Genomic DNA, 13,897 nt, shown 5'->3' with positions numbered 1-13,897 from the left:
GTTGTCCCCACGCTTGTGGGGGTGAACCACGTTGAACGGAGGGTAAATCAACACCAACGCMSGTTGTCCCCACGCTTGTGGGGGTGAACCGTCAACGGAACGCTAAGCATTGGCGTGCCCGAATGTTGTCCCCACGCTTGTGGGGGTGAACCGGAAATCAGGGCAAAACTCGACAACCCTGATTACCGTTGTCCCCACGCTTGTGGGGGTGAACCGGCCAATAATCAATCAAGTTGGCGATCGCCGCGGCGTTGTCCCCACGCTTGTGGGGGTGAACCACGTTGAACGGAGGGTAAATCAACACCAACGCAGGTTGTCCCCACGCTTGTGGGGGTGAACCGTCAACGGAACGCTAAGCATTGGCGTGCCCGAATGTTGTCCCCACGCTTGTGGGGGTGAACCATTTTTTTATTTATATTATTTTATTTATAGTCTTTTATAGTCGCCCAAAGCGGCGCTGGCGTTGCTGAAAGTTCCGGAGTGCCTCATGGAAGGCGGCTCGGTCAAAATCGGGCCAGAGGGTGTTGGTCACGTAAATTTCCGCGTAGGCCACCTGCCACAGCAAAAAGTTGCTCACCCGCATTTCGCCACTGGTGCGAATCAGCAAATCGGGATCCGGTAATCCCCCAGTGTACAAATGCCGCTCAAAGAGCACCTCATCAATGTCCGCTGGATCTAGTACCCCTGCTTTAACCTTTGCTGCGAGGGAGCGACAGGCTTGGATAATTTCCCGCCGGCCGCCATAGTTCGTGGCTACCACAAACTTGATCTTTTGATTATGAGCCGTCGCCGACATCGCCCGCTCAATTTCCGCTTGCAGCGAGGGGGGTAAACAGGTTAAATCTCCCACAAAGTGGATTTGTACCCCTTCTTCGACCATTTCTGGGAGTTCCCGCCGCAGCACCCGCTCAAAGAGGGTCATTAAAAAATCGACTTCCGGTAGAGGGCGACCCCAGTTTTCCGTTGAAAAGGCGTAGGCGGTTAAGGCCTCGATCCCCCAGTCTTTGCAGCAGCGCAGCAAGTCCTTGAGGGTATCTACCCCCCGCTGATGCCCCATAATCCGGGGTAAGTGCCGTTGCCGTGCCCAGCGACCATTCCCGTCCATAATGACAGCGACATGGCGAGGAAGGCGATCGGGATCAAGATCATCCGGTAGTGTGATCAGGGAATGGGGCTGTAGGGTCATGGGCACATCCAATAGGCTCAAATTAGCGGAGAGGCCAAACCATTTTCCAGAATTTTAAGCTGCGGTGACGCTGACTTGGCTTGGAAGTTCCCGCCGTTTCCTCCTGCACGTACTGACGCAGCAACTCCCCTAGTTTACTGCTTGTGAGGGGACGCTGAAGGTCTCCCTTAAAGGCAAGGGAAATTGAGCCTGTCTCCTCAGAGACGACAACGCAAACGCAGTGACTAATACGCTCGGTAATGCCCAAGGCGGCACGGTGACGGGTACCCAACTGCCATGGCCCCGTGCGCTCTGACAAGGGCAAAATGAGCTTGGCCGCCACCACTTCACTGCCGCGTACCCAAATAGCGCCATCGTGTAGGGGCGAGTTCACCTGAAAAATTGAGGTAATGAGTTCGGGAGAGAGGCGAGCCTGCAAGGGAATGCCAGCATGGGTAAAGTCTTGGGGGCTGAGCTGGGTGTGGGTTTCTAGGAGAATTAACGCGCCTGTGCGATCCTGAGAGAGTTCTTTCACCGCAGCAACCACTAGATCCACAGCATCATTGGTCAGGGTTGACTCCACCCTTGGTTGGCCAAAAAACTGCCCCCGCCCTAACTGCTCTAGGAAAATACGGATTTCCGATTGGAGAATCACTGCTAGCGCCACCGCTGACCCCACGACCAGATTATTCAGGACAAAGGTGAGAAAGTTAAGTTCAAGCGCCCGACTCAGGGATGCAGCAAAAATGAGGAAGATAAAGCCACGTACCATCCACAGCGTCCGCCGCTCTGCAATGACCCGTAAAATAGTGTAGGTTAAGGCCAACACCAACACCACATCCACAAGCATTTTTAAGCGGGTTTGTGTTTCTGAGGAAACCAGTGGCCACGGTAGGGTTCCAAGGAGGCCAAGGGTGAGGACAATCATCCAAGTACTCTCGTCCTCCTAGGTGGTGGGTGTCAGGCGTAGGGGTAAAACATCGTGAGCCGTAAGATCTGCGTAGGTTTCCCGTTGCGAAATTAGATTCGCCTCGCCTTCACACACCAGTACTGCTGCTGGCCGCGTTAGGCGGTTGTAGTTAGAGGCCATGCTGTAGTTATAGGCACCGGTGCTGGCAATAACAAGGATATCGTTGGGTTGCAGGGGGGGTAAGGTGGCGGCTGGCAGCAAAATGTCGCCGGATTCGCAGTGCTTGCCAGCAATGCAGACAGTGTCAGTGGCAGCGGCAGTCATGCGATTGGCGCACAGGGCGGTGTACTGCGCTTGGTAGGTAATGGGGCGGGGGTTGTCAGACATGCCCCCATCGACAGCAATGTAGGTACGTCGCCCAGGAATGGTTTTGCGACTGCCGACTGTGTAGGCGGTAACGGCGGCTGGCCCAACAATGGAGCGCCCCGGTTCACAAATGAGTTTTGGCAAGGCAAGGTTGCGATCGCGACAGGCATGGCTGAGGTGATGGCTAATGGCTTTGCTCCACGGGGCGATCGCCGGTGGATTATCGGTTTCAACATAGCGAATACCTAGACCGCCCCCTACGTTCAGTTCCCGCATGGGCAGCATAGCCTCCCGCGCTGCTTGGAGCCACTCCACCAGAACGATGCACAAATCAAGGTGGGGTTGCTGCTCAAAGATCTGCGACCCAATATGAGCATGGATTCCAACCCAGTCAAGTTCAGGATGGGCGCGGGCAAACCGGAGCAGCTCAGGAAATTGCTGGGGATCAAAACCAAATTTACTGTCAAGATGCCCCGTGCGGATATACTCATGGGTGTGGCACTCAATCCCCGGCGTCAGTCGCAGCATCACCCGGGGCGGCATTCCCAGATCGTGCTCTTCGGCATAGGCAGCCAATCGTTCTAACTCCAACCAATTGTCCGCCACAATGGTACAGTTCACTTCAAGGGCGTAGAGCAATTCTTGAGGGGATTTGTTGTTACCGTGGAAGTAAATCTTGGAGGCAGGCACACCCGCCGCCAAGGCGGTGTAAAGTTCACCCCCAGAGGCCACATCAATGCCTAACCCTTCGCTATGGGCAAGGGCGCAGGTTGCTAAGGAGTTCCACGCTTTGGAGGCATATAGTACTAGGGTGTCACCCCCATAGCTGTGCTGGACGGTATCGACGTACTGGCGACAAGCGGTGCGAAAGGTTATCTCGTCAAGGATGTAGAGGGGGGAGCCAAACTGGGCAACAAGTTCAACAACATCACAGCCACCAATGACAAGATGTCCTCGAGAATTAGTTTCGGCAGTAAGTGGCAAAATTTGCTGATTTGGTGAAAGGGGGGCAAAGGCTGGAGTCATGGCTGAATGTTGACAGAAATCTAACGGTTAGGAGCGAGCTACTCCTCTCAATTTTAGGCGGGATTTGGGCGATCGCTCACCCTAAAAATATTGTCGCTTCAAAATCTCTCGCGGCTGCCATCCTACTTTGACTGGGAGGGTGCCAGGTTCAAGAAGAAGGGTGGTGTGCCACCCTCGCCATTGATAACAAGCACCTCTGGCACTTGGGCACCGCCCTCTCGCCACGCTTCAATGGCTTCTTTTTGCAGAACCAGTTGCCCCCCTGCTGCCTTCAAGGTTTCAGCTAATAGGCGCTGAGCTTCTGCTTTGCCTTGAGCGCGGTTAATTTCGGCTTGGGCTTGCTGGGCGGCTTCTTGGGCGACATAGACGGCCCGTTGCGCCCGCTGCTCAGCAATTTGTTTGTCTTCTACGGCCTTAGAAAATTCGTTAGAAAAGTCCAGATTCACCACACTGGTGTCAAGGACAATGATGTTGTATTTGGCAAGGCGATCGCTAAGAGCCGTATCAAAGTCATCCTTCAGTTCATCGCGTTTTGTAATAGCTTCTTCAGCGGTGCGGCGAGCAGCAGCAATTTTGAATGCTTCTTGAGTTTGCGGGGCAATGATTTTGGTAACAATATTCTCAAGAGTCCCTTGGGTGCGGCGAACCTCCACAACGGCTAAAGGATCGAGACGAAAATTAATGGCAAAACTGGCGGTAATATCCTGTAGGTCTTTTGTGGCACTTTTGGCAGGAACTTCAAATTTTTGCACCGTAACATCGTAAATATCCACCGCGGCAATGAAGGGGGGTTTCCAGTGCAACCCTTCCAACAGCGGGCCATCTTGAGCCTTCCCGAGAATACTTAAGACCCCTGCTTGACCGGGGTTAATGACCACCACTGCATTGAGCAGAAAAACGAAGATCACCCCCGCCACAATTAGGACAGCAGACATCAGGCGAGAGTTGAGCAGTTGATTCATATAGCTTTCAGGACAATTGGGAAAACCGGATCGCAATGCTCTATCGATCCCATATCTGCACTCAGAGTCTAGTCATGGCGATCCTGCAAGGCTCGTCGGCAGGTGATGTGCCAATTCTAGCAGATGGCAGCCTATGCCTACGGCAGGCTCAGCCTAGACCGTCCACAATGGCTGGCAAGCTAGCTAAACGGATACTGCCGATCTAACGGGCAATAATCTTGCTAGAGTACAGGTAGTCTGTCATTCGCTGAACGTCCTATGCGGTTGCCCATTACTGCTGCCCAAGCGGCTTACTACGGTGATGCCTACTACCGAACACCGCCGCCTGATTTGCCGTCGTTACTGTTGAAAGAGCGCATTGTTTATCTGGGGATGCCCTTAGTACCAGCGGTAACGGAACTGATTATTGCTGAGCTACTGTACTTGCAGTACGACGACCCCGAAAAGCCCATTCGCATCTACATCAATTCCACGGGAACCTCCCGCTACGATGGTGAACCGATTGGTTTTGAAACTGAAGCCTTTGCTATCTGTGATACGTTACGCTACATTAAGCCGCCAGTGCATACGATTTGCATTGGTCAAGCGATGGGGATGGCAGCCATGCTCCTCTCGGCAGGAACAAAGGGGTGTCGCGCTAGCTTGCCCCACGCCACCATCGTGCTTCACCAGATGAAAAGCTATGCCCAAGGCCAAGCCTCAGACATTCAAATTCGTGCCCGAGAGGTTCTGGCCAATAAGGAAACAATGATTCAGATCTTGGCGCAAAATACGGGGCAGCCCCCAGAACGCATTAGCCGCGACATGGATCGGCTGCTATACATGACCCCTTATGCAGCGAAGGAGTACGGTATTATTGACCGGATTTTGGAGCCGGAAGCCGCACCAAAGCTGCCAGCAACACTCAGCTAATTGCCTAGGATACACCCAGAAATTGCATACTAGCCATCAACCCGCTAGCCTATGGGTGTGCACGAAGAGGTTCTAATGGCTCGCAGCAGCCGTCGCAAAGCACAGCAGTTTTGGCAAGACTTTTGGGCGTTTGCTCTCAAAGGCAACGTGATTGATCTGGCGATCGCGGTGGTGATTGGTGGAGCCTTTGGCCGAGTTATCTCGTCCTTTGTTCAAGATGTGCTCATGCCCTTGCTCAACCCGCTCATTCCAGGTGGTCATTGGCGGGRGATGACCGTTGGAAGCGGGATTAAAATTGGCAGCTTTTTGGGCAACGTGCTTGATTTTGTGATCATTGCTCTGAGTCTGTTTGTTATTTTGAGACGTCTGCTGCCCGTCTTACCCAAAACACCCCCGTCCTCGGAACAACGGCAGTGTCCGTACTGTTTAGAGCAGGTTCCCCTTGCGGCAACGCGCTGTCGTACCTGCACCGCTGAGTTACCGCCCCTTTGAGGAGATTTACATGTTGGTTTGGCGATCGCCCCGTTGGCTCCGGTGGTGCTGTTGGCTCCTCTTAGGGCTGTGTTTAGCCCTGCTGCCTAGTTGCGTTTCACCACCAGCCACGAATGGTACCCAGATTGAGTTCTGGACCATGCAACTCCAGCCGAAGTTCACCGATTACTTCAACACCCTGATTGCTAAGTTTGAAGCCCAACACTCTGGGGTTAAGGTACGCTGGGTGGATGTGCCATGGACGGCAATGCAAAGCAAGATTTTAACCGCCGTTTCTGCTCGTACAGCACCAGATGTGGTTAACCTCAACCCTGACTTTGCCTCGCAATTGGCAGCACGGAATGCATGGCTGAACCTTAATGACTACGTGCCCGCAGCGGTGCGGCAGAGCTACTTACCCAAAATTTGGGAGGCCACCACCCTCGATGGCCAGAGTTTTGCCGTGCCTTGGTACTTAACCTCACGGATCACTATCTATAACCAAGACCTCCTCAAGGCGGCGGGCGTGGAAACACCACCCCAAACCTACGCGGAACTCGCCACCGTTGCCAAAGCAGTTAAAGAAAAAACGGGGAAATACGCCTTCTTTATCACTATGGTGCCGGAAGACTCTGCCGAACTCATGGAGTCGATGGTACAGATGGGGGTAACCTTAGTGGATGACGAGGGACGGGCAGCATTTAATAGTCCTGAGGGGCGCGCCGCATTTCAGTACTGGGTGGATTTGTACCGTCAGGGATTGCTGCCGCCGCAAGTGCTGACCGAGGGCCATCGTCAGGGAATTGAACTGTACCAGTCAGGGCAAACAGCACTGCTAATGACCAGCCCAGAGTTCTTAAATACCATTGCCACCAATGCCCCAACGATTGCCGCCGTTTCTGCCCCTGCTCCCCAACTGACGGGGGAGACGGGTAAAAAAAATGTTGCGGTCATGAACCTGCTCGTGCCTCGGCAAACCCAGCATCCTGATCTTGCCGTTGAATTTGCGCTGTTTGTTACAAATAACGAGAATCAACTGGCGTTTGCCAAAGCTGCTAATGTGTTGCCCTCCACCCAAGCGGCCTTAGAGGATCCCTACTTTCAGTCGGTGGGGGAGACAGCCACACCCGTGGAGCGTGCCCGGGCGGTGAGTGCGGCGCAGATGTCGCAGGCACAAGTCCTGATTCCACCAGTGCGCGATATTAAGCAACTGCAACGGCTGCTCTACGAAAACTTGCAAGCCGTTCTGCTGGAGCGCAAAACAATTGATCAGGCTCTTAATGATGCGGCCACCGCGTGGAATAGCCGCTTGTCCTAAGGTTCATAGGTTGGTCAACCGTAGCCCCTCTTCGCTGCATACTGCTGTGAGGGGATGATCCCACGCCTCTACTGGAAATGACACCTGATCGGTGGCGGCAAACACAATCCCCCAGCGGGGAATGGCCTGCCACAGGGGATCCGCAAAGAGGCGGTCAAARAAACCGGCACCGTACCCCAAGCGATACCCCCGGCGATCGCAGGCAATGGCAGGCACTAAGCACAACTCCACCGTTGAGGGATCAATGGGCGGCCATGTTGCTGCTGGTTCTAGAATGCCGTAGCGTCCGACTTGTAGCGCCGCATCAGGGCTGGCAAGCTCGTGCCACACCAAGGTGTTACCAACCACCCGTGGCAGTCCCCACCGCTTCGGAATACTCCAGAGGGAGCGCACATCGGGTTCCCGTCGATGGGGGACATAGGTCAAGATAGTGGTTGCTGCTTGAAACTGGGGCTGAGCCAAGAGGTGCTGACAGAGACGATGACTACGCTCCTGCCACTCACTGTTACTCATCTGCTCGCGCCAGTGCAGGAACTGTTTTCGCAGGATTGCTTTTTGCACGGTGCCCTCCTCGTCCAATGGCTACCTAGGGATTGGCAATATCCCCCTTTGTTAAATCCCAGGCGGGCGATCGCTGACGGCACACCTCGTAAAGGGCAATTCCCACAGCAACGGCAGCATTGAGGCTGTTGGTGCGTCCAGCAAGAGGAATGGCCACAAGATGGTCACAGTGCTTTTGGGTTTGCAAGCTAACCCCTTGGCCTTCGCCACCCACCACAAAGACCGTGGGGCGATCAAATGTGACCTTTGAAAGTGGGATAGAACCTCGTTCTGAAAGGCCATAGAGCCAATATCCGGCGGCCTTCAATGCTTCCAGCGCTTGATTTAAGTTCACCACCCGCGCCACTGGCAAATGATCTAGGGCGCCTGCGGCCGCTTTCGCCACTGTTGCAGTAATACCGACAGCGCGGCGCTGGGGAAGAATCATTCCCTGCATCCCAAGGGCTTCCGCCGTGCGAATCATGGCACCGAGATTTTGCGGATCCGTAATGCCATCTGCTGCGAGCAAAACAGGATGAGGCGCGGTACGTGCCTTTGCTAATAGGTCGTCCAACTGCCAATAGCTGTAGGCGGCCACCTGAATCGCAATGCCTTGATGACGACCCCGCTGGCAGAGTTGATCCAGCCGCTCAGGGGTGACGGTATCAATCACGGCTCCCTGCTGCTTCGCATCGTTCAGCCGTTGGTGAAAGCGCGGATCGTAGCGCAGGGCAGGAATGACCCAAATGCGGTTACAAGGACGACCGCTTTCAAGCGCTGAAAGCACAGTATGCCGCCCGTAGAGTAACTCGGGGGCATCGTTTGCTGGCTCTGGGGCTTCACGGCGGGTGGGGCGGCTCGGCGCGACCCGCTTTCCTTGGCTAGGCCGGTGTTGACGCTGGGGTCGGGGTTTACCACTACTTTTGTGCGGACGCTCGTCACGGCGGTTCAGTTTACGCAGTCGAGGTTTTTCAGTCATTAAGGGAGTCTCAGATATTTAGGAGAAATCAACCGTTAGGGTATTGGCTGGAACGTTAATAATAGGCGATCGCCCCCATAGAAATGCAACTGATCACCCGCAAGGTGATAGCGGGTTGTTTGCCCCAATGCCTCGTAGAACGCCATCTCGATGGTTTGAATCGGTGCCTCTAGGCAGGCGCGTTTAGTACTGGCGATCGCGCCAAACGTGAGGCCGTGATCCGTGAGGCGATAGCCGCCATTGAAATAATTGCAGCCACTAAAGCCCCTCACCCGCTGCTGTGCCGCATCAAACTCAAGAAACACACTATCTAAGGTCACCTCCTGGTCGGTGCCAATCCGCCGTAATTGCCAGCGCTGGCCGGTGAGCTTCTCAACAGAGGAGGTTGAGCGTGGCTCTGAGGTGGGTACCGTTGTAATACGGGTCACCATAACGGTCGGAGTTCTGCCGTTACGCAGTTGGTAGGTCACCCTACTCATGCGACTGGGGCAGCACAGTGGGTCGGTTTCACGATAGCGGGCAAACTTCACTTCAACGGTGCGATCGCCAGTAAACTTAATATTCCCCACGAGGGAGCCATCACTACGAGCGTTCATCAACTCAGGGGAAAGTGTGCCTGCATACCGTCCATCCATAAAAACAAAGGCTTGGTAACCCATTGGCCGACACATCCCATCAAAGCCAATAGTCCCAAGCACAATCTCTACTGCGTTATGTTTAGCTGCTGTCCCAAATAGGTACCACCCCCGCTGGCGCAATGCTCTTTCCGTCGGTGATTGGGGGGCACGGATCACCTGAGCACACTGTTTGGCATTCAGGCTCCACCCCTCAGTGCTCTTGGCGGTTGGCAACGCTTCACCCTGACGATTCCAAGGTTGTGGCGGTTGATCGAGCCATGAGGGAGGCGTAGCTACTGAGGGTAGCCCGCTCAGCGCAAGGAATGAACCAAGAATAAGAGAAGATCGCAGCATCATCGTGTATGGGTGCCAGCCTTGAAGAATTCAGTATTACAGCATCTCTTAATCGTTTCGAAGAGACGCTATCTATTTTAGGACGGTGAATAGTGTCAGTAAGCTCCCCTACCGTCATAACCGTCAGAAAACATCCCATGAAACAGGCGTGCCACGCTCAATAGCCATCTTCACCCGCTTACCTAAGAGCACCTCGTAATACTTTGGCGGTAAGCCATAGCCAGGACGAATCGAGCGAATGGCTTCAGGAGTAATCTCCTCACCTGGGAGCATATCTTTGACAAAATACAGCGATCGCCGATAGACCAGCGATTTTTTCTCCGCCTCAGTGGGGCCATAATGCACGTGACCAAGCGCCTGATACGCACGGCGGGTTTCTTCGACCAGTAACTTCATCTCATGGGGTTCCATACTAAAGGCAGCATCCACCCCACCATCTGCCCGACTGAGGGTAAAGTGCTTCTCAATAACCGTTGCACCTAACGCAACTGCCGCCACTGCCACACCAATCCCCAGCGTGTGATCCGATAGCCCCACCTCGCAGCCAAATAAGTCCTTCAAATGGGGAATTGTACGCAGGTTAGAATCAGTAGGGTCTGCTGGATAGGTACTCGTACATTTCAGCAGCACAATTTGATTGTTACCCGTGGAGCGAATGGTGCGCACAGCCTCGTCTAGCTCCGCCAGCGTTGCCATACCGGTGGACATAATTACAGGCTTGCCAGTTTCAGCCACGCGCCTTATCAGGGGTAAATCAGCATTTTCAAAAGACGCGATTTTATAAATAGGGCAGTTCAACTTTTCCAGAAAGTCAACAGCCGTTAAGTCAAATGGGGTGCTAAACGCAATCAGCCCAAGCTCCTTCGCTCGTTCAAATATCGGTTGATGCCATTCCCAAGGCGTGTATGCCCTTTGGTAGAGGTCGTACAGGGATTGGTTTTTCCAAAGACTTGCTTGATCGGTAATCTGAAACCCTTCTTTAGCTGATTTTATAGTCATTGTATCAGCAGTATAAGTTTGAATTTTTAGCGCATGTGCACCTGATTGTGCAACAGATGTAATAATTTCCAATGCTCTGTCTAGAGATTGATTATGATTGCCAGATAATTCAGCAATAATGAATGGCTGGGTTAAAATAGATGATTTAATGTTCATTGTTAAATCTCTAATAAGTTCCATTAAAATATTAATTATATTTTTTAATTATATCTTCCTTTGCATTATCATTGATCATGAAGCCAATGCCAAACAATAAAGTCGAAATCGTATAATGGCAGTTTTAATTTTCCTTGTATATTTTGATAATATATCTTTTGCCTAAATAATCAAAAAAAACCGGATAATTGTCATTATCCGCTATTCTCAGCAAATTAAATTGTTCTTTAATGCTTTTATTTATATCTAATTCTGAATCTTTTGGTGTCCGTCTTGGGAAATAACTTGGTGTGCCAATCTGATGATTGCCATGATTCAGAATTTCTGGGTATTCATTTATAAATCTATTACACAAATCAATTGTTTTATGAGCTTGCTTGACTCTTATTTCATTGATAAGCTCATGTCCTTCTAAATAGATATAGTCCTTTAGGTAGATTTCACCCTGATCAATTTGGGAAGTTGCCTTAAAAAGAACGATCGGTATTTGATTATGACCTTCTAAAACTGTCCAGCTAACAGGAGACCAACCACGTCCTTTCGGCAAATCACTTGCATGAACAACAACAGATGAACTAAATTTTTCAAGTGTTTTAGTTGACACTTTTTGCCAATAGGAAAGTATAAATAAAATATCTCCGCTCATCAAACTAATCTCTTGATGCACAAAATTTACCTGAAAATTATTTGACAAACTATTGATCCATTCTTCCAAAAAAGGATTTATCCATGATTCTTCTTGAGATAGTATTGATATTTTCAGAACTTTATCCATAAGCTAATACTTCAATAAATGCATTATTTTGCCGCAAATATGCTCACTTCCTTTAATATTAACAATACTCAGGCATTTTTCTAGCCAATTTGAGACGGGTATTTTTAAAATGTAGTTCTCATATGCATCCTTGATTGCAGTTAATGACAATTCTTCGACAACTATCTGAAGGTTATCTTGAGACAAACTACTGGAAAAAATGCTTTGATTTAGTGCAGTTATTACTACAATTCCACTGAGTCCTAAGCACATGCGCTCCCATGTGACTGACCCCCCTGACCCTAAATACCATGAGCAACGGCACATGATCTGTGCCATAGTGTTGGTCTGAATATGCAAGTGACCATCGGTAAAGGCTCGCATCTGGCTAGCAATTTCAAGCCGATGAGGGTTTTGCTGGCCAATGACGACCTCTGGGGCAAAGTCCCCTATCTCTTTTAAGATATTCAAGGCTTGGCCAGTATAGTTATGGGGATCAGTCCCACCAAAGAAGACCAATACTTTCCGAGGATCAAAGGTTGGTCGTCCCTCTGCTTCTATTTTCTGGCGTGCTGCGAGGAATTCTGGTCGTAATAGTGCGTACTCAGGCCCTAAAAGAAGGCAACAGTTCTCAGGTACCAGACCTTCATAACGATCCCAGTGATGAGTGTAATTTTGATCTAGCAACACGTCACAGTCGTGGGGACGATTTGCTAAATCATCAATGGCAAAAATACGTTTAACATATGGACGGAGTTTTAGCTCCCATTCCCGATCAATGCCGTAATGATCCACAATGAGCCAGTCGGGGATTGTGGGACACCGCTCAATGATTTGGCAGGTGTCAATCGCATCAGCGATCGCCCCCACGCCTAAATCATCTGGTGCGGTGGGTTCAGCGGCTTGGGGTAGTTCATAAACCCTAAAGCCCTGCTGCCTAACTAAATCGATACTGTTATGGGGGTGGTTACGGCAAATAAATTCACAGGTTGCACCTCTGCGCCTTAGGGCATCTGCCAAGGTGAGACAGCGCATGAGGTGACCGATGCCAATCATGGTGGCAGAATCCACGCGAAAGAGGATTAGCATACAGCTCAAACTGCCCTAAGTCACCCTAAGCATAGTATAGCTTGATGGTTGTTGACCCTGAGTTTATCGGGAGGTGGCAAAAAACTCGCGGATAGTTGCGGCAATGTGGCCAATTGTAGCATCGCTTAACTCTGGCCAAATGGGTAGGCTGAGGACTTCCCCCGCAAGGCGATCGCTCACGGGATTGGGCGGATATTGCCCCTTGTACATGGGGCAGTGATCTTGGGGAATGGGATAGTAAATCATTGAACTAATGCCTGCGGCTTTGAGAAAAGCAGCTAGGCGATCGCGATCGCCATGGAGCACGCGCACCGTGTATTGATGAAAAACATGACCGGGGACGATTTCAGGCGTTACTAACCCCTCAATTCCGGCTAATTCGCGGTTATAGGTGGCTGCCACCCGGCGCCGTTCTTGGTTCCACCGATCAATATGGGGAAGTTTCACCCGCAAAATGGCTGCCTGCACGCTATCTAAGCGCGAGTTATACCCTAGGGTTTCATGGTGGTAGCGTTGCCGCGAACCATGGACACGCAGCATCCGTGCCTGTCCTGCCAGCTCATCATCATTGGTGGTAATTAAGCCGCCATCGCCATAGGCACCTAAGTTTTTGGTAGGAAAAAATGAAAATGCCCCCATGGTTCCGATCGCCCCGGTCAAACGATTGGCCAACAATGCCTGGGTTGATTCAGCACACTGGCACTGGTCGCAGGGGGGGCAATAGCGGGCACCAAAGGATTGGGCACAGTCTTCAATAATGGCTAATTTGTACGTCTGTGCCAATTCGTGGATCTCACCCATGGCAGCAGGGCGGCCAAACAAATGTACCGGCATGATGGCCTTGGTGCGCGGAGTAATCGCAGCGGTAATATTAGCGGGGTTAAGGTTAAAGGAGCGCAAATTCACATCCACAAAGACCGGGCGTGCCCCCACCAAGCTAATTGACTCCGCTGTGGCAAAAAAAGAAAAGGGGGTGGTAATCACCTCATCACCACTGCCAATCCCGAGGCTACGCAACGCAATCACCAGCGCATCGGTACCGGAATTCACAGCAACGGCATGACGCACCCCCAAATAAGCGGCCACCTCGGCTTCAAAGGCATGAACCTCAGGTCCAAGGATAAACTGTCCGGAAGCTAGCACTTGGGCAATGGCGCGATCAATCTCAGGTTGTAGGCTTTGGTACTGCGCCTTCAGATCAAGAATCGGAATGGTATCCATTTACTCGTGATTAAGTACGTGTTGAGACCTAAATATGTAAATATGTTGAGAATATGTT

General features: G+C 51.5%; 14 protein-coding genes and 1 CRISPR repeat array (1 of these 15 only partly in view). Of the genes, 3 read left to right on the top strand and 11 right to left on the bottom strand.

Annotated elements, in window-relative coordinates:
- Positions 1-403: direct repeats of the CRISPR family, unit length 29 nt; unit sequence GTTGTCCCCACGCTTGTGGGGGTGAACCG; it reaches 314 nt to the left of the window's first position.
- A 33-nt stretch (positions 404-436) separates the two neighbouring features.
- The 4 genes from uppS to L5220_RS04355 form a co-directional block, all read right to left on the bottom strand.
- Positions 437-1,186, bottom strand: coding sequence for a polyprenyl diphosphate synthase (uppS, locus tag L5220_RS04370; RefSeq protein WP_499571879.1), 750 nt, complete (start codon positions 1,184-1,186; stop codon positions 437-439).
- A gap of 22 nt (positions 1,187-1,208) precedes the next feature.
- Positions 1,209-2,093, bottom strand: a complete 885-nt coding sequence (cdaA, locus tag L5220_RS04365) for a diadenylate cyclase CdaA (RefSeq protein ID WP_099797876.1) — start codon at positions 2,091-2,093, stop codon at positions 1,209-1,211.
- 18 nt (positions 2,094-2,111) lie between these two features.
- The gene (gene lysA / locus L5220_RS04360) at positions 2,112-3,467 is read right to left on the bottom strand and encodes a diaminopimelate decarboxylase (protein WP_499571873.1); all 1,356 of its coding nucleotides are present in this window, start codon (positions 3,465-3,467) and stop codon (positions 2,112-2,114) included.
- 122 nt (positions 3,468-3,589) lie between these two features.
- Positions 3,590-4,429 carry a prohibitin family protein gene (locus L5220_RS04355; RefSeq protein WP_499571870.1) on the bottom strand — a complete coding sequence of 280 codons (840 nt, stop codon included), beginning with the start codon at positions 4,427-4,429 and terminating at the stop codon, positions 3,590-3,592.
- 258 nt (positions 4,430-4,687) lie between these two features.
- Between L5220_RS04355 and L5220_RS04350 the strand changes: the two genes are divergently transcribed.
- The 3 genes from L5220_RS04350 (at position 4,688) to L5220_RS04340 (ending at position 7,130) form a co-directional block, all read left to right on the top strand.
- On the top strand, positions 4,688-5,341 hold the full coding sequence (locus L5220_RS04350) for an ATP-dependent Clp protease proteolytic subunit (protein ID WP_099797869.1): 654 nt from the start codon (positions 4,688-4,690) through the stop codon (positions 5,339-5,341).
- 75 nt (positions 5,342-5,416) lie between these two features.
- Positions 5,417-5,833 (top strand): large conductance mechanosensitive channel protein MscL, encoded by a 417-nt coding sequence (gene mscL, locus L5220_RS04345; protein ID WP_499571868.1) that lies wholly within the window; start codon positions 5,417-5,419, stop codon positions 5,831-5,833.
- A gap of 10 nt (positions 5,834-5,843) precedes the next feature.
- The gene (locus L5220_RS04340) at positions 5,844-7,130 is read left to right on the top strand and encodes an ABC transporter substrate-binding protein (RefSeq protein ID WP_499571944.1); all 1,287 of its coding nucleotides are present in this window, start codon (positions 5,844-5,846) and stop codon (positions 7,128-7,130) included.
- 3 nt (positions 7,131-7,133) lie between these two features.
- Here the strand turns inward: L5220_RS04340 and L5220_RS04335 are convergent, their stop codons facing one another.
- From L5220_RS04335 to L5220_RS04305, 7 genes are all read right to left on the bottom strand, one after another.
- Positions 7,134-7,691, bottom strand: coding sequence for a 5-formyltetrahydrofolate cyclo-ligase (locus L5220_RS04335; protein ID WP_499571866.1), 558 nt, complete (start codon positions 7,689-7,691; stop codon positions 7,134-7,136).
- Between the two features lie 25 nt (positions 7,692-7,716).
- On the bottom strand, positions 7,717-8,649 hold the full coding sequence (gene rlmB, locus L5220_RS04330; protein WP_499571864.1) for a 23S rRNA (guanosine(2251)-2'-O)-methyltransferase RlmB: 933 nt from the start codon (positions 8,647-8,649) through the stop codon (positions 7,717-7,719).
- 35 nt (positions 8,650-8,684) lie between these two features.
- Complete coding sequence (locus L5220_RS04325; RefSeq protein WP_499571861.1) at positions 8,685-9,623, bottom strand: META domain-containing protein; 939 nt, start codon at positions 9,621-9,623, stop codon at positions 8,685-8,687.
- A gap of 120 nt (positions 9,624-9,743) precedes the next feature.
- Positions 9,744-10,775: a pseudaminic acid synthase gene (gene pseI, locus L5220_RS04320; RefSeq protein WP_499571858.1), complete on the bottom strand. Its 1,032-nt coding sequence runs from the start codon at positions 10,773-10,775 to the stop codon at positions 9,744-9,746.
- A 124-nt stretch (positions 10,776-10,899) separates the two neighbouring features.
- The gene (locus L5220_RS04315; RefSeq protein ID WP_499571856.1) at positions 10,900-11,550 is read right to left on the bottom strand and encodes a formyltransferase family protein; all 651 of its coding nucleotides are present in this window, start codon (positions 11,548-11,550) and stop codon (positions 10,900-10,902) included.
- Positions 11,551-11,553: 3 nt separating this feature from the next.
- Positions 11,554-12,618, bottom strand: coding sequence for a UDP-2,4-diacetamido-2,4,6-trideoxy-beta-L-altropyranose hydrolase (gene pseG / locus L5220_RS04310; protein WP_499571854.1), 1,065 nt, complete (start codon positions 12,616-12,618; stop codon positions 11,554-11,556).
- Between the two features lie 63 nt (positions 12,619-12,681).
- On the bottom strand, positions 12,682-13,839 hold the full coding sequence (locus tag L5220_RS04305; RefSeq protein ID WP_499571850.1) for a DegT/DnrJ/EryC1/StrS family aminotransferase: 1,158 nt from the start codon (positions 13,837-13,839) through the stop codon (positions 12,682-12,684).
- Between the last annotated feature and the right edge of the window lie 58 nt (positions 13,840-13,897).

Source organism: Synechococcus sp. PCC 6716 (assembly GCF_022570815.1).
Taxonomy (GTDB): Bacteria; Cyanobacteriota; Cyanobacteriia; order Thermosynechococcales; family Thermosynechococcaceae; genus Thermosynechococcus; species Thermosynechococcus lividus.
The sequence above is the reverse complement of the archived record's forward strand: the minus strand, read 5'-3'. Positions and strand labels throughout refer to the sequence as shown.

What these genes read in the sequence shown, in the direction of transcription:
- L5220_RS04340 (WP_499571944.1), top strand. Translation starts at nt 5,844, where the DNA reads ATGTTGGTTTGGCGATCGCCCCGTTGGCTCCGGTGGTGCTGTTGGCTC.
- pseG (WP_499571854.1), bottom strand. Translation starts at nt 12,618, where the DNA reads ATGCTAATCCTCTTTCGCGTGGATTCTGCCACCATGATTGGCATCGGT.
- L5220_RS04325 (WP_499571861.1), bottom strand. Translation starts at nt 9,623, where the DNA reads ATGATGCTGCGATCTTCTCTTATTCTTGGTTCATTCCTTGCGCTGAGC.
- L5220_RS04350 (WP_099797869.1), top strand. Translation starts at nt 4,688, where the DNA reads ATGCGGTTGCCCATTACTGCTGCCCAAGCGGCTTACTACGGTGATGCC.
- pseI (WP_499571858.1), bottom strand. Translation starts at nt 10,775, where the DNA reads ATGAACATTAAATCATCTATTTTAACCCAGCCATTCATTATTGCTGAA.
- L5220_RS04305 (WP_499571850.1), bottom strand. Translation starts at nt 13,839, where the DNA reads ATGGATACCATTCCGATTCTTGATCTGAAGGCGCAGTACCAAAGCCTA.
- L5220_RS04355 (WP_499571870.1), bottom strand. Translation starts at nt 4,429, where the DNA reads ATGAATCAACTGCTCAACTCTCGCCTGATGTCTGCTGTCCTAATTGTG.
- rlmB (WP_499571864.1), bottom strand. Translation starts at nt 8,649, where the DNA reads ATGACTGAAAAACCTCGACTGCGTAAACTGAACCGCCGTGACGAGCGT.
- L5220_RS04315 (WP_499571856.1), bottom strand. Translation starts at nt 11,550, where the DNA reads ATGGATAAAGTTCTGAAAATATCAATACTATCTCAAGAAGAATCATGG.
- cdaA (WP_099797876.1), bottom strand. Translation starts at nt 2,093, where the DNA reads ATGATTGTCCTCACCCTTGGCCTCCTTGGAACCCTACCGTGGCCACTG.
- uppS (WP_499571879.1), bottom strand. Translation starts at nt 1,186, where the DNA reads ATGACCCTACAGCCCCATTCCCTGATCACACTACCGGATGATCTTGAT.
- lysA (WP_499571873.1), bottom strand. Translation starts at nt 3,467, where the DNA reads ATGACTCCAGCCTTTGCCCCCCTTTCACCAAATCAGCAAATTTTGCCA.